A 26,939-nucleotide genomic window follows, 5' to 3' on the forward strand; every position below is an offset into this window, starting at 1 on the left:
AAGTCTATATAGGCACTTATTTCTATATATGCTAAGATGATATACGTTAAGTTTTGAGGAAAGTTGAGGAAAGTATATGGATCCAAAAATAAAAGGAATCATTGCGATACTTGTTTCAGCTATAGGATTCAGCTTTATGTCCCTATTTTTCAGACTTGCTGGTGATTTACCCGTCTTCCAGAAGTCACTCGCTAGAAACTTAGTCGCAATGCTCATCCCACTGTATTTCTTATATAAATACAAACAACCCATGTTTGGTAAATTAAGCAGTCAGCCCTTATTAATTGCACGTTCAACCCTTGGTTTAATCGGTGTCTTATTCAACATTTACGCTATAGACCATATGCTGTTAAGTGACGCAGATACATTGATGAAGCTTAATCCTTTCTGGACGATTTTACTCAGTATGATTTTCTTGCATGAGAAAATCCGTAAATATCAAATTACAGCGATGTTAGTCGCAATTGTCGGTATGTTATTTGTTGTACAACCGCAATTCTCTTCAGAAATGATTCCAGCTATCGTCGGATTATTCTCAGGTATCTTCGCCGCATCAGCTTATACTTGTGTACGTGCATTAAGTACAAGAGAAGCACCTTATACGATTGTCTTTTACTTCTCTTTCTTCTCAATTATTGCTTTAATTCCATTCGTTATCTTTACGTATGTACCGATGTCAGGCCTACAAATGATTTATTTAGTAGGTGCCGGCTTATCAGCTGCTGTCGGTCAAATCGGAATTACACTCGCATATAGTTTTGCACCTGCAAAAGACATTTCAATCTTTACGTATGCTTCCATTATCTTTACAGCGTTAATGGGCATTGTCATTTTCGGAGAATCACCGGATTTATATGCTACACTAGGTTATGTCATTATTATCAGTGCCAGCTACTATATGTTCGAAAAAGCACGCAGACAAAGCAGAAAACCAGTACAATCGTCTCATAGAGGAGGAAAATAAATATGTCACAACAAGGCAGAAGCAAAGAAGATTTAGAAGATCTTACATTGCTTGGTAATCAAAATAACCAATATGACTTTAATTATCGTCCAGATGTGTTAGAGTCTTTCGATAATAAACATCAAGGACGCGACTACTTTGTAAAATTCAATTGTCCTGAATTTACATCATTATGTCCGATTACAGGCCAACCAGATTTCGCTACTATCTACATTTCATATATTCCGAATATCAAAATGGTAGAATCTAAATCATTGAAACTTTATTTATTCAGTTTTAGAAATCATGGTGATTTCCACGAAGATTGTATGAATATTATTATGAATGACTTAATTGAATTAATGGATCCGCATTATATTGAAGTTTGGGGTAAATTCACGCCACGCGGCGGTATTTCTATCGACCCTTATACAAACTATGGCCGTCCTGATTCTAAGTATGAAAAAATGGCTGAATATCGCATGATGAATCACGATTTATATCCAGAAACGATAGATAATAGATAATTGCAGATTTATTTGAAGAACAACCTGATTAAATTCGGGTTGTTTTTTATTTTGTGGGAAGCGGATACATAACTTTTTATTACAAAAATGTAAAAGGTAGCTTCATTAATTTTCAGAATTTTCTTGTATATACACTTTTAATAGCTTAAAATTATTTTAAGTCATTCTTAGGGGGAAATTTATGAACAAGAAACAATATACACGCGAAGAAGTTATTCAAAGCACACCACGAACTGGTTTCTTTGGTCATCCGAAGGGATTAAGCACCTTATTCTTTACTGAGTTTTGGGAGAGATTCAGTTACTATGGTATGAAAGCTATTTTAGTTTACTACCTGTATTATTCTGTAGCTAAAGGCGGATTCGGCTTAGATGAGTCTGTAGCCATGCAGATTGTTGCTTTATACGGAACGTTAATCTATATGTCTGGGGTTATCGGGGGCTGGATTGCTGACCGTATCACAGGAACACAACACGCTGTGTTCTTCGGCGGTATTCTCATTATGTTCGGTCATATTATTTTAAGTTTACCGGGCAGCCTAACCGCCGTTATGATTGCTTTATTACTCTTGATTATCGGGACAGGTTTGTTAAAACCAAACATTTCTACAACAGTCGGCGAATTATACGATAAAAATGACAACCGCGTTGATGCAGCCTTCACTATTTTCTACATGGGGATTAACTTAGGTGCTTTAATTTCACCTATTTTAACTGGTGACTTACAAACACGTGTTGGTTTCCATGCTGGTTTTGCAACAGCAGCTGTCGGGATGTTTATCGGTTTAGTTGTTTACTGGTCTAAACGTAAAAAGTATTTAAATTTAGCAGGGTTATCTGTACATAATCCATTAACAAAAGAAGATACTAAGAAATTCTCTTTAATCGCTTTAGCAATCGTCGCAGCGTTTGCCATTTATTTAATCGTTTTAAAGTCATTCAATGCATTAACAATTGAAAACTTCAGTTTATTAGTTACATTTATCGGAATTGCTTTACCAATTTACATTGTAGTTTACATGCTTGTCAGCAAGAAAGTGACACCAGAAGAAAAATCTCGTGTCGGCAGTTATGTACCGTTATACATCACTTCTGTAGCTTTCTGGATGATCCAAGAGCAAGGTTCTACAATCTTGGCAAACTTTGCAGATAAGAAAACAGAATTAAGCTTAGCTAAATTAACAGGCGGCGCGATTCATTTCGATATTCCAGCTGCTTGGTTCCAATCATTGAACCCTATCTTTATCGTAGCGTTAGCACCACTCTTTGCGATGTTATGGGTCAAACTCGGCAAACACAACCCACCTACTGTCATTAAATTCGCATTAGGTGCCATCATCGGTGGGGTTTCATATTTAATCATGGTCGTTCCTTTAGCTGGTGGATTAGCACCTGGAGAACTGATTCACCCTATCTGGTTAGTCTTAAGCTTCTTATTAATCACAATCGGTGAGTTATGTATCTCACCTGTCGGTCTAGCTACTACGACAAAACTTGCACCATATGCCTTTACAGCACAAATGATGAGCTTATGGATGTTAAGTAATGCGACTGCACAAGGTCTGAATGCGCAGCTAGTTGTTGTATACGCTAAAATGGATTCAGGTCAATACTTCTTATACTCTGGTTTACTGACACTAGCTATCGGGGTATTGCTTGTGATTATTTCACCATTTGTACGTCGTGCAATGAAAGGTATTCACTAATACAAAATCGAACAAATTTAGTCTGAAATCTCTCAGAGGTTTCAGGCTTTTTCTATGGTCAATTTTTCACTTTCACTTTTTTGCCATATTTCAATCTGCATACCTTCTTTAGTTAAAATCTTCTCAAATTACGCCTTTTCTTCTAATTAAGCTTGATTAATCATGTTTTATATCTTATTCTTTTCAGAAAATTGTTAATATTTTTATTTTTAGAAAATTATTGAAACTCTCTTTTTTACATAGTAGAATCGAATATAATCCACTCCGTTATAGGATAGAAAGGTCGGGGTTAGTTTGCAGAACAATTTACATCAAAAGCATGTCCAAGAAATACCACAGAAAGGGTTCTTTGGACATCCAAAAGGATTAGGAGTCCTCTTCTTCGTAGAATTTTGGGAGAGATTCAGCTATTACGGAATGCGTGCACTCTTAATCTTCTACATGTTCTTCGCTATTAAAGATGGCGGATTAGGCATGGATAAAACGACTGCACAGTCAGTCATGTCAGTATATGGGTCACTGATCTTTATGACCAGTGTACTTGGCGGCTGGGTCGCAGATAGAATCACAGGTACACGCAGAGCGACAATGTATGGTGCTATTTTAATTATTATCGGTCACGTTTTCTTAAGCTTGCCGTTAGCACAAACAGGACTATTCATTTCAATGTTCTTTATCATCGTAGGTTCAGGACTTATGAAACCGAATATCTCTAATATTGTAGGTCGCTTGTATCCTGAAAACGATAAACGTATCGATTCAGGGTTTGTTATTTTCTACATGTCCGTAAACATGGGTGCCCTTGCTGCGCCATTAATTTTAGATCAATTCTCTAAAGGTCATATGTTCCACCAAGGTTTCTTAATCGCAGCAATCGGTATGACACTCGCATTGGTTATTTATCTTTTATTCAACAGACGTAACTTAGGTAACGTTGGTTCAGCGCCGACAAACCCATTAAACGCAGTTGAAAAGAAGCGTTATTCAATGATTACAGGTATTGTAGTCGTAGTCATCGCACTTGTATTAATCATCACTGGTTTAACTGGTACATTATCATTCAACTTAGTCAGCACAACTGTCTTAATCTTAGGTATTGCCTTACCAGTCTCTTACTTTACAACTATGATTAGAAGTAAAGAGGTTACAGATGATGAACGCTCACGTGTTATTTCATTTATTCCGTTATTCATTATTGGGGTAATTTTCTGGTCTATCCAGGAACAAGGTTCTAACGTTTTAAACATCTACGCATTTACAGGCACAGATATGAAATTGAATTTATTCGGTTGGACAACTGATTTTGGTAAAACATACTTCCAATCAATCAACCCATTATTCATTGTATTATTTGCGCCAGTATTGTCTTATGTTTGGAAGAAAATGGGAGATCGCCAACCAAGCCTTGCGACTAAATTTATTTGGGGTGCTTGGTTAGCAGGTATTTCATACATCTTAGTAGCGGTAGTCATGATGACTTCTGGCGGCAGCACAGTATCCGTAAACTGGGTTATTCTGTCATACATCATTTGCGTAGTCGGTGAGCTTTGCTTATCACCAACAGGCAGCAGTGCTGCAGTAAAATTAGCACCAAAAGCTTTCAACTCTCAAATGATGAGCTTATGGTTATTAACAAACGCTACTGCACAAGCCATTAACGGAACACTTGTTAAATTAATCGAACCGTTAGGCTATCAAAACTACTTCTTATTCCTAGGAGTTCTAGCAGTAGTTATCGGCTTAATCGCATTTATGTTTGTACCAAAGATTATTAAAGGTATGCGTGGCATACGTTAACACATAAAAGAAGCATCAAACGCTATTCAAAATAGTGGTTTGATGCTTCTTTTTTATGTCATTACTTAATTCAACTATAAATGTAGAAGAAGAAAAAGACGGGCGACCCCGTCTGTAAAATTTGCTTATTTATTTCCTAAGAAATATTGTTCAACTTCTTTCCAGTTATTGACACGATCGAAGTCTTTATTGTGGATGTTATGTTGTGCTGTATACATCACTGGTTTCCCTGTAAAGCGTGCAAGTTGTCTTGGATTGTCATCGATTAAATAATCTGCTTTGACAATATTCTTTCTACCGCAGAAGACAAATTGTTGCGGATCTAAGAATGGGAAGTGTACTCTTAACCATTCATATTTTTCATGGAATGAAGTCGGCACATCCATTGCGGCTGTCGCAATATAAATATCATAGTGTTCAGCTAACTTCTTCACCACTTCTTGTGAATCTTTAATAACTTCTAAATTCTTAAAGAATCCTGGTTGTTTTAATACTTCATCAAGTACCCCTTCATGTTCAGGCATAAAGTGACGTAGTTTATTCCCATCTAATAATGCCTCTTTAATACCTAAATCTGTGCGTTTATTCACTTCTTCAATCAATGCTTTGATTGTATCTGCTAAAACTTCATCCATATCAATCGCTATTGATTCTCTCTTCATTACTGATAGCAACTTCCTTTCCTTTTCTTCTCTTCGAGTATAGCATATTTATTTTATAGAGTTGTGAAGTCTGATTTGAAAATATGTAAAGTAAAAACAAGTATCAACACGGAATTATGTTGATACTTGTTTTGTTATCGGTTATGCTTCAAAATCAAAGTCTTTAAGCACTTCGATCATTTTATCATTTTGTTCTGGGAAGCCAATGGTAATACGTACACCAATTGGGAACTCACGCGTAATACATCCGACTTTTAATAACGCTTTATATAAGTCATGCGGACGTTTCGTATTCACAAAGACAAAGTTCGTTTGGCTGTCAAAGAAATGTTTGCTTTCTGGAATTTCAAAGAATTTTGCACGTTCCTCAGCATTTTTTTGTTGAATGTCTTTTAAGTAATCTTGATCTTGATATGCTGCGACTGCCGCATATTCTGATAAGCGCCCTACGTTAAACGGTGGACGAATAATATTATAGTTATGAATTGCTTCTTCAGTCGCAATGATATAACCGACTCTTAGACCTGCTAGACCATATGCTTTAGAGAACGTACGCATTAAGAACGCATTTGGGAAACGTTCTTGTAACTTTAATGTATCTGGAAAATCTTCCGCAGTCACAAATTCAAAGTATGCTTCATCAACTAAAACTGGAATATGACTTGGCACTTTTTCTAAGAACGCTTCTAAATCATCATGTGTGACATATGTGCCTGTCGGGTTGTTTGGATTACAAATCCATACTAATGCAGTGTCTTCATCAATCGCTTCTAAAATACCATCTAAATCGAATTGACCATTAGATTTTAAAGGTACTTGTACGACCTCTGCCGCTTCCACAATCGCATTATGATAATACTGACCAAATGTCGCTTGGCTTGTCACAATCTTGTCTCCAGGCGTTAATACCGCACGAGAAATCATTAAGATAACCTCATCTAAGCCAGCTCCAAATAAAATACGATTTTCATCAATGCCTAACCCTTCCGCAATTTCCTTGCGTAATGTCGGTGCACCTGTTTCAGGATAATACAACACTTCATCTACATGCGCTTTAATCGCTTCTTTCGCTTTAGGTGAAGGACCATATAAGTTTTCATTTGATGCTAGTTTATGTAATTCAATGTCTAAACCGAATTCTTCTTTTAACGCTCTTGGTGATAAGCCTGGTTGATACGCTGAGAGCTGTTTAATTTGTTCTTTCATAGATACATCTGCCTCCTCAAAATGTTGTTTCTAATAATTTTAAATTTACTGACAATTATATACCTTTAAGCAACCCTTTGGCAACGACAAATTTATTGTACCTCGATTATGTTAAAACTAAAAAGAAAGCCTGAGTTACAATACCCAGACTTTCTTATTCATATTACTTAACTAAATTGTGTTTCTCTAAATACTCTTTCGCCACATGATACGGATCTTCATCTTTCACTGTGACTTTGTAGTTCATTTCTTGCATTTCTTCATCAGTGATTTTACCTGCTAATTTATTGAGCGGTTTGATGATTTCAGGATGTTCTTTGAGATATTTCTCTTTAAACATCGGTGCACCTTGATATGGTGGGAAGACGTGTTTGTCATCTTCTAAAATGACCATATCGTATTGTTTCAACTCTGCATCTGTTGAATAAGCATCAATTAAATTGATGTCACCTTTTTCAACAGCTTGATAACGTAATTTCGGTTCCATTGTACGAACTTTATTAAAGTTTAAATCATATGCTTTAGAAATAGCTTTATAACCGTCAGGACGGTCATTAAATTCTAAAGTGAAACCAGGTTTGATATCATCTTCAACTTTTTGTAAATCACCAATTGTTTTCAATCCGTGTTTCTTCGCAAAGTCACGCTTCACAGCTAATGTGTAAGTGTTGTTGTATTTCATCGGTTTCAACATCGTCATGTTTTCTTTTTTCTCTAGACTTTGTTTTGCCTGTTCGTACACTTTAGCTTCTTCTTTGGATTTCAGTGGTTCTTTAGTTAATTCACCTAAAACTGTTCCTGTAAATTCTAAATAGCCATCAATATCGCCAGATTTTAAAGCATTGAATAAGAATGATGTTTTACCCATGCCATCTTTAACATCCACTGTGTTGTCTGTTTCTTCTTCGATTAAAATCTTATACATATTCGTAATGATTGATGGTTCTGAACCAAGCTTGCCGGCAATCGTGATTTTATCGCCTTTGCCGCCTAACATTGGGATAACAATGACAAGTGCTACAACTAACACGATAGTGCCTAAAGTAATCAACAATTTCTTATATGATAGTTTCTGCAAGAAACGTAAGGCTAAGTCAAAGACAATCGCCAAAATAGCAGCTGGAATCGCACCTAATAAAATTAACGAACTGTTGTTACGGTCGATACCTAATAGGATTAAATCACCCAGGCCGCCTGCACCGATTAATGCTGCAAGTGTTGCAGTACCAATGATTAACACCATTGCAGTACGAATACCTGCCATAATAATCGGCATCGCAATCGGCAACTCAACTTTCGTCAAACGACGTCCAGGTTTCATTCCGATACCTTTCGCTGCTTCAACAAGAGACGGATCAACTTCCTTAATACCAGTATATGTATTGCGGAGAATTGGCAGTAACGCATATACAACTAATGCAATAATCGCTGGCACTGTTCCAATACCAAACAATGGAATCATTAGTCCTAATAAAGCTAGTGAAGGAATCGTCTGCATCACAGCGGCAACGTTGATGACCGCTTCAGAAAAATGCTTTGTTTTCGTCAGTAAGATACCAAGCGGTACTCCGATTAAACAAGCAATTAACAATGCGATAAAGGAAATTTGCATATGTTCTAACAGCGTGCTCAGCAATTCCTCTTTTCGCTCTGAGAATGTTTGAAAGAATGCATTCATGATACGTCACCTCTCTTACTTTGAGCTAAAAACTTAAAGACATCTTCTCGTGTTAAGAGATGGTGTTGATCATGTTGTTTAATTACGACACTAGGATAGTGTGTTAAATCTTCATATACCTTGTTTAAAGGTGTATCTGGCAACAACACCGGTAAATCATTTGGTGTATCAACTGTTTTAAGTTGTTTGCCTTGCAGAAGTTTTTCAAGCGTTAAGTGAGACGTATCCGCATGGTCATATTGATTAATAAATTGTCTCACAAAATCATTCTTAGGATGTTGCATAAAGCCATCAGGTGTATCGATTTGTTCTACACGTCCATCATTAAATAAACAAATGCGATCTGCTAATTTCATCGCTTCATTAATATCATGTGTCACAAAGACAATGGTTTTTCTGATTTTAGCTTGCAGCTCAATCAAATCTTCTTGTAAATTCGTACGACTGATTGGATCTAAGGCACTAAATGGTTCGTCCATTAAAATCACTGGCGGATCTGCAGCTAATGCACGTACAACACCGACACGTTGACGTTGTCCGCCTGATAATTCATCTGGTTTGCGATCGCGATATGTATCAGGATCTAGATTCACCATCTCAAGCAACTCATCAATACGCTTGTCTATCTTAGCTTTGTCCCAACCTTTCATTTGCGGTACTTGCGCAATGTTTTCCTTAACCGTCATATGCGGAAATAACGCGATTTGTTGAAGGACATAACCCATATCCCATCGCATTTCATAAACAGGAAAATCACTGATTGGTTTACCTTTGAAATAAATATAGCCTTTCGTTAAGGGAATCAATCTGTTAATCATCTTTAACGTTGTTGTTTTACCACTGCCGGAAGGACCAATTAAAACGAAGAACTCACCTTCTTCAATGTTAAAACTGACATCTTCGACAGCCATTTTATTACCGTATTGCTTCGAAACGTTTTTTAACTCAATCATGCATAGGTCACCCACATTCTATTTCTATTTTAAAAAAGAACAGCAAGCTCACACTATCGTTAGCACAGTGAAACTTGCTGTTCTGTATTTAAATCTATTAAACTTGCGCTTTATAATTATGAATCGTTTCAATAAATTGAGGACAGTAATGTTTCAATTTATAACTACCGACACCGTCAATCGCAATCATTTCTTGTTTAGATTCAGGTTTACGTTTGGCGAATTCTTCAAGTGTAAAATCAGTAAAAATACTAATCGGTGCTACATTTAATTTCTCGCTGAGTTCTTGTCTGACTTGTACTAATGCGTCAAACAATGCTCTATCGACACCTTCAATAGTATTGATATTGACTTTTTCACGAGATTTTTTCTTGAATGGTACAGTATAAATTTTTAAATCCTCACTTAGTATTTGCTTAACCTTTTTATCACAAGTTAAAACCTCATCATTTTCGTTTAAGAAGCCTTTGAAGCGCAATTCATCAATTAAATGACTACATTCTGATGTCGTATACTCTTTCATAATACCGAAAGTTGATAATTTGTCATATTGGTTATACTTGATGTAATCAGACAACTCGCCTCTCAGCACTTGAATAATCACACCATAAGTCTCTTGTTGACCCATACGCACCACACAACTGATGATTTTCTTCGCTTCATTCGTCATATCATACGTTTTATTTTCATTACGACAATTACTGCAGCGGCCACATTCTTCTAATTTTTCATTTGGCTCGAAATAATGAACCAATGTAGCTTCTAGACACTTTTTTGTTTTGGTATATTGAATCATTTTATTGAGCTTCTCACCCATTTTTTCTTTATAGTCATCATCACCCTTAGAAGATGAAATAAAGAATTGATGCAGATTAATATCACGTTCACTAAACAGTAAGATACATTCACTTGTTAAGCCATCACGTCCTGCACGTCCAGCTTCTTGATAATAAGATTCTAAATCTCCTGGCATATTGTAATGAATGACATATCTCACGTTAGATTTATCAATCCCCATACCAAACGCATTCGTCGCAATTACAACTTTAATGCGATCAAAGACAAAATCATTTTGTGCTTCATCACGCTCTTTATTCGTTAAACCTGCATGATAAATGGCACTGCTGATATTTTGATCTTCAAATACTTGTTGAAGTTCTTCAACTTGTTTTCTTGTTGAACAATAAATAATCCCTGCTTGTTGTTTGTGTGCCTTTACATAATCCATCACAAATTTTTGCCTCTGATATGTCGGATTGACTTTAAAGACTAAATTAGGACGTTTGATACTTGTTTTTACTCGGTTCACACCTGAGATATGCAGGCGTTCCATAATATCTTTTTGTACTTCAACAGTAGCTGTTGCGGTTAAAGCAGCAATCGCAAAGTCTTGCGGCAAGCAAAGGACTTTATCAATGACTTGTTGGTAACTTGGTCTGAAATCATGTCCCCACTTAGAAATACAGTGTGCTTCATCAAAAGCAACTAAGTGAATATCTAATCCGAATAACAACTGCATAAATTGACGATTCTCAAAACGTTCAGGCGCCGCGTATAAGAATTGAATCTTACCTTGACGTAAATCTTCTTCAATCGCTCGTTGTTCTTTTTGCGATAAGCTGCTGTTTAAAAATGCAGCGTTAATGCCCATCGCTTTTAATTGATCGACTTGGTCTTTCATTAATGAAATTAATGGGCTGATCACAATTGTCACGCCGCCCATTATCAATCCAGGCACTTGATAACATAATGATTTACCGCCGCCAGTAGGTAATACCCCTAGCACATTCTTTTTGTCTAGTATTTTGGAAATAATTTCCCTTTGTCCTGGACGGAAATCTTTATATCCAAAATAATGCGATAATGTCGTTTCCATAAAATTGACCCCTTATTGTTCTTTTAATTCTTCTAATTCGCTCCATCGTGTCATATCTTCTTCATATTGTGATTCTAATGCTTCTTTTTCAGTATTCAGTTCTTGAATTTTCGCATAATCATCACTTGCGTCTACCATCTCTTGTTCAATCACTTCTAGACGCGCTTCAGTCTCTTCAATACGTTCCATAATCGTATCGTATTCACGTTTTTCTTTATAAGACAATCCCTTACGTTGTCTTTCTTTTTGAACTTTTGGTTGAGCTTTAGCAACTGCTTGTTGTTTCTCTTGTTCTTGCTTATAAGCTTCATAGTCTTCAAAGCTTCCAATAACACGCTCAATTTGACCGTCATGCACATACCAATATTCTTGTGCAACTTTATTTAAGAAATAGCGATCATGGCTGACAGTAATAACTGTGCCGCCGAAAGTTGCGATATAGTCCTCAAGAATAGTTAGCGTTTCAGTATCTAAGTCATTTGTCGGCTCATCAAGCAACAATACATTCGGTTGATGAACCAATAATCTTAGTAAATATAAGCGTTTTTGTTCGCCACCGGAAAGTTTATATACTTTTTTACCGTGTGTAGCACTTGGGAATAAGAAACGCTCTAACAATTGTGTTACTGACACCGTCGTACCATCTTTTTCTTTCGCAACTTCACTTTCTTCTCTTAAGAAATCTATCACACGGATATCTCTATCTAAACGTTCATCCGTTTGTTTAAAGTAAGCTGTTTTGACTGTTTGGCCGATTTTCAGTTCTCCACTGAAGTCAGTATCTTCACCAGCAAGAATATTTAACAACGTCGTTTTGCCTGCACCGTTAGGTCCGACAATCCCGATTCGTTGACCGTTTTGTATGATTTGCGTCACATGTTCAAATAACGTTTTATCCGCAATGCTTTTAGATACATCATCTAGTTCAAAGACTTGTTTACCTATACGAGAATGCGCTAGGTTCAATTGTCCGCTTTCACGTGTTGTTTGATTTTTTACTTGTGATTCTAAATCACTAAAGCGATTAATACGTGCTTGTTGTTTTGTTGTTCTTGCTTTTGCACCTGCACGCATCCAAGCAAGTTCTTGTTTATATAAAGCACGTGCTTTTTGGTTTTGTTGCTGCTCTATTTGTTCGTTCTCCGCACGCATCGCAATATAGTCTTCATAGTTACCTGGATAGGTCGTTAATTTACCTCTATCTAATTCAATAATACGTGTTGAAACTTCATTTAAGAAATAACGATCATGCGTTACAAACAACACAGTATGTGGATATTGTTTTACGTAGTTGATCAACCATTTAATTGAATCGAAATCTAAGTGGTTGGTCGGTTCATCGAGTAATAATAAGTCTGGTTGTTCAATCAATGTTTTAGCCAAAATAACACGCTTTTGTTGACCGCCTGATAAAGATTTAACCGATACAGACGTATCATGAATACCAAGCTTTGATAAAATCGTTTTAACTTCTGCACTATAGTCCCATGCTTCTGCTTGGTCCATCGCCTCTTGCATTTTCATCATATGATTCAAGTTTTGGTCATTTTGCGTTTGGCTATACTGTTGTACCGCTTTTTCATAGTCTCTGATTAACTTCACAGTATCTGTGTCCGCACTCAAGACTTCTTCAAGTACTGTTCTGTCTTTAGTTAAATCTTGCTTCTGAGAAGAATAACGAATGCGATAGTCATTCGGACAATTCACTTCTGCTTCAAAGTCATCATCCAGCCCTGCGATAACTTTCAATAATGTACTTTTACCTGTACCGTTAATCCCTACAAGTCCGATACGCTCATGCGCTGAAACAGATAAGTGCAAGTCATCAAAAATCACTTTATCTGCATAAGATTTATGTAAATGTTCAATTTTATACGCTTCCATGTTATGCCTCCACTTATGTTCAGTCCGTTCATTCAATTGAGTTTTCAACCTTTATCTCAATTTTCAGTTCTATATATTATACACCCTTTGCGCGTCAAAAGATACTGTTACAGGTTCATCTTCAGCGGATAATTGTATAAGTTTTGTAAAGGCGTAAATTCCAAAAAAAGCGGGCAAATCCTTAAGAGGATTCACCCGCTGTTGAAATGACTAAGTCATTGTTTATTTTTTCTGAGAACCTTTAGGTCCTGTTTTATATTGATATTTAGATGGATTTACTTTATCGAAATCCGGATTTTTGTAGAATCTGAATAAGTCACCATTAAGAACACTGTCGCTCATTTCTAAGTCTTTTTCAACTTGTTGTTTATTTTTCTCTAAGTCAGCAGGTTCTTTTTCTAATGGTTCATTTGTTTTATTATCAAATGCTCTACCATTCACATATTTATATTCAGGTGTAATAAAGTCACCGTTTCTGAATGGTACGACTTGTTTATGATCCTTAGATAATAAATCTGTACCTAACATTAAGAAGTTCTTAGTATCGATACCTTCTAAGTGAAGTAATGTCGGCATTACGTCGATTTGTCCACCGTAAGTGTTGTCAACGCCGCCTTCTTTACCAGGAACTTTCATCCATAAACCAGTACGGTTCAAGTCCATAAATTTCGCTGGTGTAATTTCTTCACCTAATAATTTTTCCATTGCTTTATTATGGTTTTCAGAAATACCATAGTGGTCACCGTAGATGACAATCACTGAGTCATCATAGATACCTTTTTTCTTCAATTCGTTGATATATTCTTCTAAAGCACTATCCATGTAGTTCGCTGTTTGAACATAGCCATCTACTGTCGCATCGCCAGTGTTAGGTTTTTCAATTCCCGCTTCATCTGGTGATAATGTGAATGGATAATGGTTTGTCAATGTAATCAAGTGTGAATAGAATGGTTTTTTCATTTTAGATTGATATTCTGCTGATTCTTTAAAGAACGGTTTATCTTTCAATCCTAAGTTTTCAATGTTTTCAGGACTCATATCGTAGTAAGTCGCATCGTAGAATTTATCAATACCGAAATGTTTGTAAACTTGATCACGGTTCCAGAATGTTTTGTAGTCACCGTGCATAACGTTGCTTGTGTAGCCGCGTTTTTGATCAAGAATTGCTGGTAATGATTGATACGTATTAGAACCTTTCAATGAGTACGCTGAACCTTGTGGTAAACCATACAAGCTGTTATCCATTGTGAATTCCGCATCTGATGTTTTACCTTGTCCAGTTTGGTGGAAGAAGTTTGGATAATATTTATAACCTTCTTGTCCTGAAGACAATTTGTTAAGGAAAGGTGTCACTTCTTTACCATTGACTTTTTTGTTAATCAAGAAAGTTTGGAAACTTTCTAAATGAATTTTAATAATATTTTTCTTTTTACCTGCACCGTAATATTCCGGATTAGGTTCTACTTCTGCTTGTCTTTGTTTTGTGTAGTTCAATACTTTTGTTAAATCATCTTCAGAAGCCATTGCTTTCTCTTGATGGTTTTGAATTGATTTCACACCATCATAAACTGTGAAGTTATATGGTCCAAGATATTTAACTAGGTATTTATGGTCGAATGTACGAGTTAATAATTCAGGACGATCTGTTTCTGCAAATGCTAAGTTCAAGAAGAACAAAGCAACTGAAACTGCCATTACGACTGGAACAAATTTCTTGCTGAAAGTACGTGTATCTAACCATTTTGATTTAAAGATCAAAATAAACAGATAGATAATTGTATCTAAGAAATACACGAAATCATACCATTTGAATGACGCAGATACTGCGCCTCCCATAGACTCAACGTTACCTACTTGGTTTAAAGTACTGAATGTTAAAAAGTCTGAGAAGAATCTAAAGTAAACAACGTTTGCATAAAGCAAGAAAGTTAATAAGAATCCGCCGATGAGCATAAACCAAAACGCCTTCTTACCTTTAAAGAACAAGAATACGCTAAGTATTAATGCGAGTAAGCTGTATGGATTCATTAACAAAATTAAATTTTGGACTAATCCCTTAACTCCTAAAGAAAAATCAACATAATAAGCAAAATAGGTCTTCAAACTAACTGTTAAAACAGTGAGTAAGAAAAAGACAAAAATGCTTATTTTCTTTTTCTGCAGACTCATGTGTGTCTCCCCCGTTATTGTTATTTAGTATTCAATCAATCATCAAACAGTACCATTTCCCGTCTACTTTTTAATGTTTCTTATAGAAAAGATTGCTGCTCAATGGCCAATCAATTAAAAGCGAAGCAGTCTCGTGCTGCTTCTTATCTCTGTATTTTCAATAATTGCGTCATGTTTCATTTAAATTGCTCTAATTTATATTCATCAAAAATTTACATTGCCTACTTCTTTGTAACACTATTGTAACAAAAATTACGTAGTACAGTAACTAAATATAGAACATTTCACACGACATTTCAAGCGAAAACCTATCCAAAATTGACATATTACACTATATTTTTTCTATGTTAATTTATTGCTAAGAAAAGATAAAATGCTTTCATCATGCATGTTAAGCTTGTTCACTTTTATTTTGAATTCGCGTTAATATTATAAAATTATACAGGAAATCACACACGATTAAATCAGACTCCAGCCTTAGAATGTAATTGTGCATTTTGCACATTAAAAAAACTGAGAAAGTAACCAGCTTTCTCAGTTGAATTCATTTAAATTAATGTGTCATGTTATTTATTCATTTCTTGCATCATACGATATTCAATACCATGGAATAGCTGTTGTAACCAACTGCTGTATTTCATTAAGTTATTTTCTGCAGTATAAATATCAATATATTGGAACTTTAAGCGCGCACCTTGTGGTTTTTGCGCAAGTTTTGTTAAATGATAGCTCGCAATTGTACCTAATTGCGGATAGCTTCCTAATGTATAGTGGTCATTTAATAAGATGATTGGTGAACCATCACGTTTCACTTGAATCGTGCCACGTTTTACAGATTGATGTGGCGGCATGTCTTCATAAAAGGCCTTTACTGGATCGCCTTCTAGAATCATCCCTGCACGGTTCGCTTTGCTGGTTACTTTGTATTCACCATATGTAAAGCGATTTAAAGTTTCTTCATCAAAGTCCTCTGCTCCTTTATTTAACACTACATGGAACATATCAGACATATAGTTGAAAGAAAGTGCATAACCATCAATACCCCAATCCGTTTTATGTGTAACCTTCAAGTTATCAAATAATTTCAGATGACGTTTAGTATAGTTACGTTTCATATTAATCGCATCACCTGCTTGCAATGCGCGTCCTTCGTAACCACCTATTTTAGATAGGAAGTCTGTTGAAGTTGAACCTAGCCACTCTTCAAGTTCTACTCCGCCGCCGATTGCTAAGTAAACACGAGATGTACGGTTAGATTCAGAGAACTGTAGGACATCTCCTTTTTCTACTAAATACAATTTGTTCGGCAAAATGCGCATGTTTTGTGTCCATGCTTTGAAGTTGCCGCCAGAAAGTGCAATTAAAGTCGGCTCAGTGAAGCGAATACGCGCCATTTTTGTCGTCATCTCTAACGTTGCTTCATTTTTATCATTCGCAACCAAGCGATTCGCAATTTCATGTGCTAAGAAATCAATTGCACCGCCAGGAATAACGCCATCATGCTCGTAACCTTGTCGTCCAAAGTCTTGGAAGCTTGAAAAAAGTCCTGGATTTTCTATTATGATTGACATGATTCACTGCCTCCTTCACTTTCATTTTCAGGTTCAGCTGGTTTGAACCGTACAGTATCACCTAACTTCAATAAAGTGAAGTCTTCTTTTTCTGGGTTGAATAAACGGACAGGTGTATAACCGATAACAAGCCAGTCACCGTATGTATCAGTTGTGACTACACCACATTTCTTTCCTTCAAGGATGACAGATCCTGCTGGAATAAATTTTTGTTCATCTCCTGTATGGTTAACATAAATACGTTCATTTAATCCTGTTAGATACGGGAATCCTGGTGAATAGCCCATCATCGATACGAAGTATGTTTTATTCGCATGCAATGAAATAAATTCTTCTTCACTCATTCCGAAGTATTCTACCAACTCTGCTAAATCCGGACCGTATTCGCCACCATAGTAGACAGGTAATTCTACAGGCATTTTTACAGCATCCCCATGTCTGACTTCGATTTTGATAGAGTGCAGTAAATCCGTCATATATTGGAATGGTGATGTAATATGATGATGTTTCATCATATCTCGCGCATTATAGACAATCATCATATCAGATTCAGTCGGCACGATTTCTGTAATAAATGGATAGTTTTGTTCTAATAAATACGAACGTAATGCTAACAGGTCTTCTGTTGTATGTTGCGTGACTTCTTTCTCCACAGAAACCACAATTGCTTTGTCACCTTGACTATAAATTTTCATAATGCACCTCTGGTCTTCATTGATTATAAAAGATATTTAGTAACCTTAAAATATACGTCATCATCATCTTCATAAAGTAATATACGAGCACGAGTTGGATAAGCAGCATTATACCTACGACGGCTTTTGCTGCTAAAGGTTTCTGCTGTTGTAGGAAATAGCGTGCCAGCCGCTTCGCAACCCAAATTACCACAATGATTAATATCAGGACTATTCCAATCATGCTGCCACCTTTTTAAACCCTTCTGCTACTTATAAGTTTAATCATACTTAATTTTAAAGATTAATCTGTATCTCGGCAACCTCTCGCAAGCTATTTATCAAGAAAAGCTCCGCTTCATGTGCCTCCAATTTTTCTCTCAACTCATCTATTGTATAATCTCTTTCTTCTGCTTTACCTTCATCTAATAACTGTGCACGCATGCACCCTTTTAAGAAATCATTATTAAAACAAGGTGTGTAGTATTTACCTTGTTCTTTGATCAGCACATTACCGATATCAAACTCTAAAATTTTACCTTGCAGATTATAAAAAAGAACAACATCTGTCTCATGAAGATGTTCTACATGTTCACGATGAGACGTTTTATTGACATATTGCCACTTTGGGTAATCCGAACGCATCAATTGCGCTTGAGCAGTGAAACTACTTTTTTCAGGTAAGTCGACACATTGATAAGTCAATTCGCCAGATTCATCTGCCATGACTTTCAAACGATAAGTGCCTGTTGGATATTCCTTTTTAATATCTGCGATAAATGCTTCCCACTGAATTTCAGGTAATGGAATAGAAAGCTCCTTAGCTGACTGTAAAATACGTGCTTTGTGATAATCTCGACGTGGAATTTTACCTTCTGATAAACGCATTGTCTCAAATAAGTACATCATTATCACTCCAATATTTTAGTTTTCGCTTCAAACTCTGCGACTTCTGCTTCTGGATCTGAATCAATCGTAATACCTGCACCTACACCATAGACTGCTTCGTCTTCAATATATTGCACCGTACGTATCGGTACATTAAATATTGAGGGACCGTTTGGAATCATTAACCCGATGGTACCACAATATACATGTCGCGGTGTGCCTTCTAATGCTTTAATATAGCGCATCGTATTTAATTTAGGTGCACCAGTAATCGAACCGCATGGAAAGAGTGCAGTCAAAATACGTTGTAATGACGTTGCTTGCGGTAATTGTCCTGTGACCATACTCGTCATTTGAAAGACAGTTTGATAACGTTCAATATGAAACGGTTGATACACTTTCACACTGCCTGGTTTTGAAATACGTGCAATATCATTACGTAATAAATCTACTATCATCACATTTTCAGCTTGATCTTTTTTAGATTGTGCGAGTTGTTGATAATAATAGTCATCCTCTGCTTTATCTTTCCCTCTTGGCATAGTGCCTTTCATCGGTTTACTTAATACCACGTCCTCCATCGTTTTAAAAGAACCTCTTTGAAAGAACAATTCAGGTGAAATCGAGGCGATTTGTAATTCATTTGTATCAAGCAACGCTGTATAGTTACCGTGACTGCTTTGTGTTAAATAATCATACATTTCGCTAATAGGCATACGGATACGATCATACATACGTGTTGTATAGTTCACTTGATATGTATTCCCTTCTACAATCGCATCTTGAACTTGTTGGATATGTTGAATCATAGTTGGCTTCGACAAACGAAAATGAAAGTGCGGACGTGCTGATACAGCCTTATCTTTTACTTCTTCCCTTGTTTCAGGTGCTTCAAATATATAGGCTGCCGCATAAACATAATTGGAAGTTTCTGGTAGATGTACTGCCATTTCAGAATTAAAGGCAGGTGCCGCTTCGTAAGGTAAATACAGACAAACAAAATGACTTGCCTGATGTGCTTGTTCAGCAAAATCAATGACTTCATGTACCTCATTTAAATCATAAGCAATCTTTTGATCAAGAATTGTCTTGAAACAATATTGGTACTGCTTATAATCTGTTTCATCTGTGTAATATCGATAATTAAAGTGCGCGCGCAATGTTTTCACCTGCCTGTTGAAGAAATAGTCGAATTTGCGCATGGCCATATTCACTCAATATAGATTCAGGATGATATTGCACACCATAAATCGGATAACTTCTATGCGCCACTGCCATCACAATTTGCTCTTCATTATATGCTGTGACTTCTAGCGTACTTGGCATGCGCAATGCATCTGCACATAAGGAATGATAACGCATCACATGAAATTGTTTAGGTAACCCCGCAAAAATACCTTGCTCATTTGTGGTAATCAGCGTGGTGTGTCCGTGTACAGGTCGCAAACTATGAATAATAGCACCACCGTAATGTTCAACAATGAGTTGAAATCCTAAGCACACACCTAAAATAGGTACACTATCTTCAAACGTGCTAAGGACTTCATGTAAAATCGGATAATCACTTGGACTTCCTGGGCCTGGGGAAATCACAATCGCATGCGGCTGCATCGTTTTTAATGTTTCTATATCTACGTCATCTACATCGATAACTGTCACACGTTCATTACTTTCTGTCTTCAGATAATCTACTAAGTTATATGTAAATGAGTCTTTGTTATCTATCATTATAATCATACTCAACTTGTCCCCTTACTCAACATTCTATTTGTTTCGTCGAACAATGCTTTTAACTTCATTTTACAAGATGTCACACGATTTTGTAATAGCAGAAGCAGAGACACCTTGATTTTACTTAGGAAATATATTATTCTATCTATCGACATAGAAACACAGAGGTTCCTAGCTGATACCCTCTATAAAAAACTAGACTTTTACTTTCAATCGTCTATCTTTTATAGAGATAGTCAATATACTACGTCATTGTCTATATCAACTCGAACCTAAAAGCGTTATTTTGAATCATCAAGATACACGCACTTTAGCGTTCGAGTTTTTTTATTGATCGAGCTAGGTCATCACTTTAAAGGAGAGATTGACTTATGGCACCCCATAAACTTGATGATGATAAAGCACTCGTCGTTTTCAGCGGCGGACAAGACAGTACGACTTGTCTCTTTTATGCGAAAGCAAAATTCAAAGAAGTAGAACTTGTGACTTTCCAATACGGTCAACGTCACGATACTGAAATTGAAGTCGCTAAACAAATCGCACAAGAACAAGGATTAAAACATCACATTTTAGACATGTCTTTATTATCTCAACTCACACCGAATGCGTTAACTCAACATGATTTACAAATTGAAGATACTGATGATGGTGTACCAAACACCTTCGTTCCAGCACGTAACTTATTATTTTTATCGTTTGCGGGCGCGTTAGCTTATCAGATTAAAGCACGTCACATTATTACAGGTGTCTGTGAAACAGACTTTTCTGGATATCCAGACTGTCGCGATGATTTTGTGAAATCCATGAATGTCACATTGAATTTATCGATGGATAAAAACTTTGTCATTCATACACCATTAATGTGGTTAGACAAAAAAGAAACTTGGGCATTAAGTGACGAACTTGGCGTCTTAGATTATGTAAGATATAACACATTGACTTGCTATAACGGGATTATCGCAGATGGCTGCGGTGAATGTCCGGCTTGTCAATTACGCGCACGTGGTTTAAATGCTTATTTAGCAGAAAAAGGAGTGAACTGATTTTGTTACAACAAATTTATCCAACAGTTGCCCATCCCTATGCTTTCGAATTAAATAAAGATTTCCATTTTGCAGCTGCACACTACATCCCTTGCGAAGATGCAGGTAAATGTGTACGTACGCATGGTCACACTTATTTCGTTAATTTAACTATCGTTGGTGACGAACTTAATCATAGCGGTTTCTTAATCAACTTTGCAGCGTTAAAAAAACAAATTCATGAGCAGTTCGATCATTATTTATTAAATGATTTACCGCAGTTCAAAGATAAAATGCCATCTACTGAAGTGGTCGCACAAACTATTTGCCAACTTACAGAAGAAATTTTAGAGAAACAGCCGAACCGTCCAAAATGTGCACAAGTCTATTTACGTGAAACTCCATCTAGCTATGTGGTTTATCGTCCTAAGGAGTTCCGTCATGGCTAAAATTCCTGTATTAGAAATTTTCGGACCGACCATTCAAGGTGAAGGCCGTGTCATCGGACGTAAAACAATGTTCGTACGAACTGCTGGCTGTGATTATCGATGCAGCTGGTGTGATTCCAGTTTCACTTGGGATGGCAGTATGAAAGATGAAATTCAAATGATGACTGCAGAAGAAATTTATGACCGACTTTATGAAATCGGCGGCGATTGCTTTAATCATGTCACAATTTCAGGCGGTAATCCTGCATTAATTAAAGGTATTCAAGATTTAGTGTATCTCTTTGAAGAAAAGAACATTGAAAGTGCATTAGAAACACAAGGAAGTCGTTTCCAACCGTGGATGCGCCAAATCAATGATTTAACAATCAGTCCTAAACCACCGAGCTCAGGTATGAAACCAAATATACAAATACTTGATGAAGTAATTGAACAATGTGTTAAAGAAACATTAAATCTTAAAGTTGTCGTTTTTGATGATGACGACTATGAATTCGCTAAATATATACATCATCGTTATCCAGATCTCCCATTTTATTTACAAGTCGGTAATCCTTACTTAGATGATGAAGTAGAAAATCATACAGCACGTTTGCTTGAACGTTACGAAAATCTTGTAGATAAGGTTATGCAAAGCAATGATATGAACCAAGTCTATGTTTTACCACAATTGCATACTTTACTTTGGAGTAATATGAAAGGTGTATAAGTTTCGGGCTGCAGAATGCCCGAGCTTTTTTAATTTTAAAGTGTTTTCAAATGCTTAAATGTACTGAAATTGGTATAATATTCCAGTGAATATTAGAAGTCAGGAGACGCACCCTATGCTCATCTACATAATTATCAACATTGCGATTATATCAGCTTCCATTTTGATTGATATGTATTTACATTCTAACAATCAAGTCAAATTAAGTACGATTCTTATTGCAGTTTCTATAAACAGTGTGATTAATCTTATCGTTATCGGAAAGTTTGATTTTATTTCGCATGCGATGGTGGCTTTTATACTAATCTGGACATTACTTGCGCTGTTGACTGATCGAAAGTTTAAACCCATTACCTTTAAAACTCAAAAATTTATGGCCTTTATAGTCTTCACTTTATTGAGTCTCTCTTTATTCATCGTATTCAATACAAGTGAGAAATCCTATTATATGTCAGTTCCATATTTAGCACCGGTTTTCTTCATAATCGGCGCATCTTTCATCTTCTTAACCATCTTTCAAAGTTCAGAAGACACAACTTTTCGTAGTTATTTTATGAAAAGCAAACCTAAATCACTAACAATCGGCACACTGTTAATTATCATTTCATTCCTTGTAATGAATTTATTAACTCCTTTTTGGTATGTTTACCTAATTATTTACTTAATATTAATTTTATTTATGTTGTGGACAAAACCTTTCTACAATAATTTTGATTAATGATGATTATTCTATACGAATTAGTGGTATTAAATAACAAGCACAATAAAAAAGTATTGTCAGTATTGAATTAGGAGGCTACTATTATGGGATTAATATTAATGATTATCGTCGGAGGCCTAATCGGTTGGTTAGCCGGCGCAATTTTAGGTAAAGATATTCCAGGAGGAATCTTAGGTAACATCATCGCTGGTATTGTCGGCGCATGGTTAGGCTCAGCAATCTTAGGTAGTTGGGGTCCATCATTAGGTGGCATTGCGATCTTCCCAGCGTTAATCGGTACAATTTTATTAATTGTAATCCTTTCATTAATCTTGGGTGCAATCCACAAAAACAAAAGAAAATAAGACTTAATACTTAATGAGTATTAATTACTAACTTGCAGCAGCATCATTCATTTGAATGGTGTTGCTGTTTTTTGTTTCATTTTATTAAATAACCTTTAATTTAATTGCACATCATTTTCTCTTTAATAGTATTACATATCTTTTGTTTGATACAATGAAGAAAAAGTAGAAGGAGTGCGAATCATCTTGAAAAAGAAAGTAAAGTTGAATAACGATGTTAAAATCCCCCGTATAGGCTTAGGAGTTTACAAAATTGATGAAACACATATGGAATCTGCTGTAAAAGCTGCTGAAGATTCAGGTTATCGTGCTTTCGATACAGCTTATTTCTATTTCAATGAAAAGGAATTAGGCGAAGCAATTAAAAAAAGCAAAGTTCCACGCGAAGACCTCTTTATTACGTCAAAGCTGTGGAATGATTATCAAGGTTATGACAGCACAAAAGCTTACTTTGAGAAATCATTAGAAAATCTTGGCGTAGATTACTTAGATATGTTTTTAATTCATTGGCCATGTGAGGCAGACGGCTTATTTATTGAAACATATCAAGCAATGGAAGAACTTTATAAAGAAGGACGCGTTAAAGCAATCGGTGTCTGCAACTTCCAACAACATCACTTAGAAAAATTAATGGAACATACTGAAATTGTGCCGGCGGTTAACCAAATCGAATTCCACCCATACTTAAACCAACAAGACTTACAAGACTTCTGTGATAAACATGGTATAAAAGTTACCGCTTGGATGCCTTTAATGCGTGGACGTGGTTTATTTGAAGATCCGGTTATCGCAAAGCTAGCTGAAAAATATGAAAAAACACCTGCGCAAATCATCTTAAATTGGCATTTAATGCATGATAGAATTGTGATTCCTAAGTCTCAAACTCCTTCAAGAATCAGCGAAAACTTTGAAGCAATTGACTTTGAATTACGAGATAAAGACGTTAAAAAAATCGATCAGTTAAATCAGGACTTACGCCAAGGTAAGCACCCTGATGACGTTAAAATCGGTACGTTAAAATAACTTAATTCAAGTTCATATATAACGAAAGGACAGTGCAGAGCGCGAAACTCTGTACTGTCCTTATTTTTACTTTTTCCGCTTATGTGAAAGCTATTTACTGTCTATCAGATTTTATTTTGATATTCATTATTTTTAACTTTTTTAAGATGCATGACTGCACGAACTGTGATCACAAGCAAAATAACTACACCGGCTGTGAAGATTAAGTCCCAAGGCAATCTGCCCCATAATAACCAAAAGACTGAGTCTTTTTGATAGAACTCTGTCAATCTTGCATGCCAGTAACCATGTTTCAATGCATCTGTAAGTTGAATATAACCTACTGGAAGCAATGTCATAAAAACCATGCCAGCTAAACCAATATTTAATAACCAACATGAAATAGAAATCCATTTTTCAACTTTCTTCGTCCAGAATTCAGGTTTAGTAATACTTCTTAATACATATAACATAATCGCAATTGAGAACATACCATACACACCGGCCATTGAGCCATGTGCGTGCGCAGATGTCCACTGTGTTCCGTGTTCAAAGTAGTTAATGGCTGGCGCATTAATCAAGAATCCTAGTGCACCCGCACCAATTGCGTTCCATAATCCTGTAGAAGCTAAGAAGATGAATGTACCTTTGTATGGGAATTCAATTTTACTGAATTTATAAACACGATAATGGGTGTAAGCTTCCCAAATTAATAAACATAACGGTACAACTTCTAAAGCAGAGAAGCTTGAACCTAATGCTAACCAAATTGAATGGTCGCCTTGCCAGTAATAATGGTGCCCCATTCCTACAATTCCTGTACCTAGTAATAAAATGATTTGGAAGTACAATGCACGAATTGTAGAATGTATTGTCGTTAATTTCATATCTACCATTAAGAAACCAATTAAAATAACCGCAAAAGCTTCAAAGATGCCTTCTACCCATAAGTGTACAATCCACCAACGCCAATAATCTGCGAAAGTGACATGTGAGTTAGGCATAATAAAGAGTGATGCTAAGTAGAACATTGGAATTGCGATTGCGCCAATAAACAAGAGCAAGATTAAACGTTTACGATGTTGTTCACTGCCATCTTTAATCGCTGGGATGAAGCCTCTGGCTAAAATAATCATCCATAGCACCATACCGATGATAAATAAAATTTGCCAGAATTTACCAAGCTCAATATATTCCCAACCGAAATGACCGAATAACCACCATTTATCGTTAATCCAACCAAGAATATTGCCCCATTCACCTATCATACTACCGCCAGTAACAATCAATAATGCGACGAATAAGATATCGACTAATTTACCTTGATGTTTAAGCTCTTTACCGAGCACCCTCGGCACAATATAGATCCCTGTCGCAAGCCATGTTGTAGCCACCCAGAAGATCACCAACTGCAAGTGCCATGTCTTCGCAATGTTGAATGGGAATAGTTTTTGAAGCGGAATACCAAAGAATTCATTTTCCACATAATAATGGGCCATTAATTCACCTAATAAGATTTGAATTAAAAACAGCACCATCACAATCACAAAGTATTTGGCTGTTTTGGCCTGACTTGATGAAATTGTATCTTGAATTTTAATTTCAGGTAAACGACGTTCACTATCATATGTTGATTCCATGTCGAATTGATAACGTCTTTGGAAGTAAATAATAATCGCAACACCAGCGACTAATATCGCAACGGAAATTGCTGACCATATCAATGCTTCACTTGCCATTGTATTACCCGCTTGTTCATCAAATGGCCAGTTGTTTGTATATGAGAAATCTCTATCTGGACGGTCTGTTGAAGATAACCATGCACCCCAGAAGAAGAAATCACTCAAATGCTCAATTTTATTCCCTTTGACCATATAATCATCTGTCTTGATTTGATCAATCATATTTTGTGGTAACCCTGCTTGCTTGGGATTATTCACAAACTCTTTATGATAATAATCTCTGACATAATTCAAGCCTGCAACTTGTGCATCTGTTAATACAAGTTCATCTTTAGCTTTTGAATAGCGATTCACCCGTATTTCTTTTTTAACTTTGTCTTCAATGCCTGCTTTCTGCATTTGGTTTAATTGTTTAAAAGGTTTATCATAAAGATGTTCAGCATAATAGTAATGCATCCCTTTTAAATAATGATGCAATGTTTCTGCAGTATAATCAGGACCTAAATAAGATCCGTTTCCTAAATATGAACCATAATCCGTCAATCCATATTTTTCATAAATAGCTTGACCACTGATTAGTTCGGATTTAGAAATGACCGTCTGTCCACTTTCATTCACCACTTTTGTTGGACGAGGCGCTTCATTTTTAAATATCAACCAACCACCAGCTAGCAAAACACCGAATACGACGACTAAAATTGTTACTAAGACCTTCGACAATCTACTGTATGGATTTTTCATCCCGATTT

General features: G+C 36.2%; 23 protein-coding genes. 9 read left to right on the forward strand and 14 right to left on the reverse strand.

Annotated elements, in window-relative coordinates:
- Positions 1-76: 76 nt before the first annotated feature.
- The 4 genes from KRR19_RS05045 (at position 77) to KRR19_RS05060 (ending at position 4,972) form a co-directional block, all read left to right on the forward strand.
- Positions 77-964: a DMT family transporter gene (locus tag KRR19_RS05045; RefSeq protein ID WP_107547365.1), complete on the forward strand. Its 888-nt coding sequence runs from the start codon at positions 77-79 to the stop codon at positions 962-964.
- Between the two features lie 2 nt (positions 965-966).
- Complete coding sequence (gene queF, locus KRR19_RS05050; protein WP_002481520.1) at positions 967-1,470, forward strand: preQ(1) synthase; 504 nt, start codon at positions 967-969, stop codon at positions 1,468-1,470.
- 181 nt (positions 1,471-1,651) lie between these two features.
- Positions 1,652-3,175: a peptide MFS transporter gene (locus tag KRR19_RS05055; RefSeq protein WP_216733501.1), complete on the forward strand. Its 1,524-nt coding sequence runs from the start codon at positions 1,652-1,654 to the stop codon at positions 3,173-3,175.
- A 294-nt stretch (positions 3,176-3,469) separates the two neighbouring features.
- Positions 3,470-4,972 carry a peptide MFS transporter gene (locus KRR19_RS05060; RefSeq protein WP_002481518.1) on the forward strand — a complete coding sequence of 501 codons (1,503 nt, stop codon included), beginning with the start codon at positions 3,470-3,472 and terminating at the stop codon, positions 4,970-4,972.
- A gap of 125 nt (positions 4,973-5,097) precedes the next feature.
- Here the strand turns inward: KRR19_RS05060 and KRR19_RS05065 are convergent, their stop codons facing one another.
- The 13 genes from KRR19_RS05065 to KRR19_RS05125 form a co-directional block, all read right to left on the reverse strand.
- Positions 5,098-5,634: a 5' nucleotidase, NT5C type gene (locus tag KRR19_RS05065; RefSeq protein WP_002481517.1), complete on the reverse strand. Its 537-nt coding sequence runs from the start codon at positions 5,632-5,634 to the stop codon at positions 5,098-5,100.
- Positions 5,635-5,775: 141 nt separating this feature from the next.
- Positions 5,776-6,840 (reverse strand): histidinol-phosphate transaminase, encoded by a 1,065-nt coding sequence (gene hisC / locus KRR19_RS05070; RefSeq protein WP_060804120.1) that lies wholly within the window; start codon positions 6,838-6,840, stop codon positions 5,776-5,778.
- A 163-nt stretch (positions 6,841-7,003) separates the two neighbouring features.
- Positions 7,004-8,518 carry an ABC transporter permease/substrate-binding protein gene (locus KRR19_RS05075; RefSeq protein WP_105978140.1) on the reverse strand — a complete coding sequence of 505 codons (1,515 nt, stop codon included), beginning with the start codon at positions 8,516-8,518 and terminating at the stop codon, positions 7,004-7,006.
- Entirely contained in the window at positions 8,515-9,471 is a 957-nt protein-coding gene (locus KRR19_RS05080; RefSeq protein ID WP_002481514.1) for an ABC transporter ATP-binding protein, read from the reverse strand. Before KRR19_RS05080 ends, KRR19_RS05075 begins: the two co-directional genes overlap by 4 nt.
- A 97-nt stretch (positions 9,472-9,568) precedes the next feature.
- Complete coding sequence (gene recQ, locus KRR19_RS05085; protein ID WP_156666933.1) at positions 9,569-11,347, reverse strand: DNA helicase RecQ; 1,779 nt, start codon at positions 11,345-11,347, stop codon at positions 9,569-9,571.
- A 12-nt stretch (positions 11,348-11,359) separates the two neighbouring features.
- A complete protein-coding gene (locus KRR19_RS05090) occupies positions 11,360-13,231 on the reverse strand; it encodes an ABC-F family ATP-binding cassette domain-containing protein (RefSeq protein WP_216733503.1) in 1,872 nt (623 codons plus the stop codon).
- 222 nt (positions 13,232-13,453) lie between these two features.
- Positions 13,454-15,400 (reverse strand): polyglycerol-phosphate lipoteichoic acid synthase LtaS, encoded by a 1,947-nt coding sequence (gene ltaS / locus KRR19_RS05095; protein ID WP_002481511.1) that lies wholly within the window; start codon positions 15,398-15,400, stop codon positions 13,454-13,456.
- A gap of 566 nt (positions 15,401-15,966) precedes the next feature.
- A complete protein-coding gene (locus KRR19_RS05100; RefSeq protein WP_002481510.1) occupies positions 15,967-16,971 on the reverse strand; it encodes a 5-oxoprolinase subunit C family protein in 1,005 nt (334 codons plus the stop codon).
- A complete protein-coding gene (gene pxpB / locus KRR19_RS05105) occupies positions 16,959-17,666 on the reverse strand; it encodes a 5-oxoprolinase subunit PxpB (RefSeq protein WP_002481509.1) in 708 nt (235 codons plus the stop codon). Before pxpB ends, KRR19_RS05100 begins: the two co-directional genes overlap by 13 nt.
- A gap of 16 nt (positions 17,667-17,682) precedes the next feature.
- The gene (locus KRR19_RS05110) at positions 17,683-17,889 is read right to left on the reverse strand and encodes a hypothetical protein (protein WP_023015399.1); all 207 of its coding nucleotides are present in this window, start codon (positions 17,887-17,889) and stop codon (positions 17,683-17,685) included.
- A gap of 53 nt (positions 17,890-17,942) precedes the next feature.
- A complete protein-coding gene (locus KRR19_RS05115) occupies positions 17,943-18,551 on the reverse strand; it encodes an aminotransferase class IV (RefSeq protein WP_023015400.1) in 609 nt (202 codons plus the stop codon).
- 5 nt (positions 18,552-18,556) lie between these two features.
- Positions 18,557-19,693 carry a chorismate-binding protein gene (locus KRR19_RS05120; RefSeq protein ID WP_105978137.1) on the reverse strand — a complete coding sequence of 379 codons (1,137 nt, stop codon included), beginning with the start codon at positions 19,691-19,693 and terminating at the stop codon, positions 18,557-18,559.
- Complete coding sequence (locus KRR19_RS05125) at positions 19,677-20,270, reverse strand: anthranilate synthase component II (protein ID WP_070864102.1); 594 nt, start codon at positions 20,268-20,270, stop codon at positions 19,677-19,679. Before KRR19_RS05125 ends, KRR19_RS05120 begins: the two co-directional genes overlap by 17 nt.
- Before the next feature lie 365 nt (positions 20,271-20,635).
- Here KRR19_RS05125 and queC point away from each other — a divergent pair, with 365 nt between their 5' ends.
- The 5 genes from queC to KRR19_RS05150 all read left to right on the forward strand — a co-directional run bounded on the left by queC (position 20,636) and on the right by KRR19_RS05150 (position 24,529).
- A complete protein-coding gene (gene queC, locus KRR19_RS05130) occupies positions 20,636-21,307 on the forward strand; it encodes a 7-cyano-7-deazaguanine synthase QueC (RefSeq protein WP_002481505.1) in 672 nt (223 codons plus the stop codon).
- Between the two features lie 2 nt (positions 21,308-21,309).
- Positions 21,310-21,735, forward strand: a complete 426-nt coding sequence (gene queD / locus KRR19_RS05135) for a 6-carboxytetrahydropterin synthase QueD (protein WP_156666935.1) — start codon at positions 21,310-21,312, stop codon at positions 21,733-21,735.
- Positions 21,728-22,441: a 7-carboxy-7-deazaguanine synthase QueE gene (queE, locus tag KRR19_RS05140; RefSeq protein WP_105978136.1), complete on the forward strand. Its 714-nt coding sequence runs from the start codon at positions 21,728-21,730 to the stop codon at positions 22,439-22,441. The genes queD and queE overlap by 8 nt, the downstream gene beginning before the upstream one ends.
- An 801-nt stretch (positions 22,442-23,242) precedes the next feature.
- On the forward strand, positions 23,243-23,506 hold the full coding sequence (locus KRR19_RS05145; protein WP_105978134.1) for a GlsB/YeaQ/YmgE family stress response membrane protein: 264 nt from the start codon (positions 23,243-23,245) through the stop codon (positions 23,504-23,506).
- Between the two features lie 183 nt (positions 23,507-23,689).
- The gene (locus KRR19_RS05150) at positions 23,690-24,529 is read left to right on the forward strand and encodes an aldo/keto reductase (protein WP_372510758.1); all 840 of its coding nucleotides are present in this window, start codon (positions 23,690-23,692) and stop codon (positions 24,527-24,529) included.
- 104 nt (positions 24,530-24,633) lie between these two features.
- On the opposite strand, the gene KRR19_RS05155 is transcribed toward KRR19_RS05150, so the two are convergent.
- Positions 24,634-26,937: a nitric-oxide reductase large subunit gene (locus KRR19_RS05155; RefSeq protein ID WP_216733516.1), complete on the reverse strand. Its 2,304-nt coding sequence runs from the start codon at positions 26,935-26,937 to the stop codon at positions 24,634-24,636.
- Positions 26,938-26,939: the final 2 nt, after the last annotated feature.

The organism is Staphylococcus sp. CWZ226 (assembly GCF_018986355.1).
GTDB classification, from domain to species: domain Bacteria; phylum Bacillota; class Bacilli; order Staphylococcales; family Staphylococcaceae; genus Staphylococcus; species Staphylococcus simulans.

Coding starts and splice junctions, on each gene's coding strand:
- KRR19_RS05115 (WP_023015400.1), bottom strand. CDS start 18,551: ATGTACTTATTTGAGACAATGCGTTTATCAGAAGGTAAAATTCCACGT.
- KRR19_RS05125 (WP_070864102.1), bottom strand. CDS start 20,270: ATGATTATAATGATAGATAACAAAGACTCATTTACATATAACTTAGTA.
- queF (WP_002481520.1), top strand. CDS start 967: ATGTCACAACAAGGCAGAAGCAAAGAAGATTTAGAAGATCTTACATTG.
- hisC (WP_060804120.1), bottom strand. CDS start 6,840: ATGAAAGAACAAATTAAACAGCTCTCAGCGTATCAACCAGGCTTATCA.
- pxpB (WP_002481509.1), bottom strand. CDS start 17,666: ATGAAAATTTATAGTCAAGGTGACAAAGCAATTGTGGTTTCTGTGGAG.
- KRR19_RS05075 (WP_105978140.1), bottom strand. CDS start 8,518: ATGAATGCATTCTTTCAAACATTCTCAGAGCGAAAAGAGGAATTGCTG.
- queC (WP_002481505.1), top strand. CDS start 20,636: ATGGCACCCCATAAACTTGATGATGATAAAGCACTCGTCGTTTTCAGC.
- recQ (WP_156666933.1), bottom strand. CDS start 11,347: ATGGAAACGACATTATCGCATTATTTTGGATATAAAGATTTCCGTCCA.
- KRR19_RS05080 (WP_002481514.1), bottom strand. CDS start 9,471: ATGATTGAGTTAAAAAACGTTTCGAAGCAATACGGTAATAAAATGGCT.
- KRR19_RS05090 (WP_216733503.1), bottom strand. CDS start 13,231: ATGGAAGCGTATAAAATTGAACATTTACATAAATCTTATGCAGATAAA.
- queE (WP_105978136.1), top strand. CDS start 21,728: ATGGCTAAAATTCCTGTATTAGAAATTTTCGGACCGACCATTCAAGGT.
- KRR19_RS05045 (WP_107547365.1), top strand. CDS start 77: ATGGATCCAAAAATAAAAGGAATCATTGCGATACTTGTTTCAGCTATA.
- KRR19_RS05100 (WP_002481510.1), bottom strand. CDS start 16,971: ATGTCAATCATAATAGAAAATCCAGGACTTTTTTCAAGCTTCCAAGAC.
- KRR19_RS05110 (WP_023015399.1), bottom strand. CDS start 17,889: ATGATTGGAATAGTCCTGATATTAATCATTGTGGTAATTTGGGTTGCG.
- KRR19_RS05055 (WP_216733501.1), top strand. CDS start 1,652: ATGAACAAGAAACAATATACACGCGAAGAAGTTATTCAAAGCACACCA.
- ltaS (WP_002481511.1), bottom strand. CDS start 15,400: ATGAGTCTGCAGAAAAAGAAAATAAGCATTTTTGTCTTTTTCTTACTC.
- KRR19_RS05065 (WP_002481517.1), bottom strand. CDS start 5,634: ATGAAGAGAGAATCAATAGCGATTGATATGGATGAAGTTTTAGCAGAT.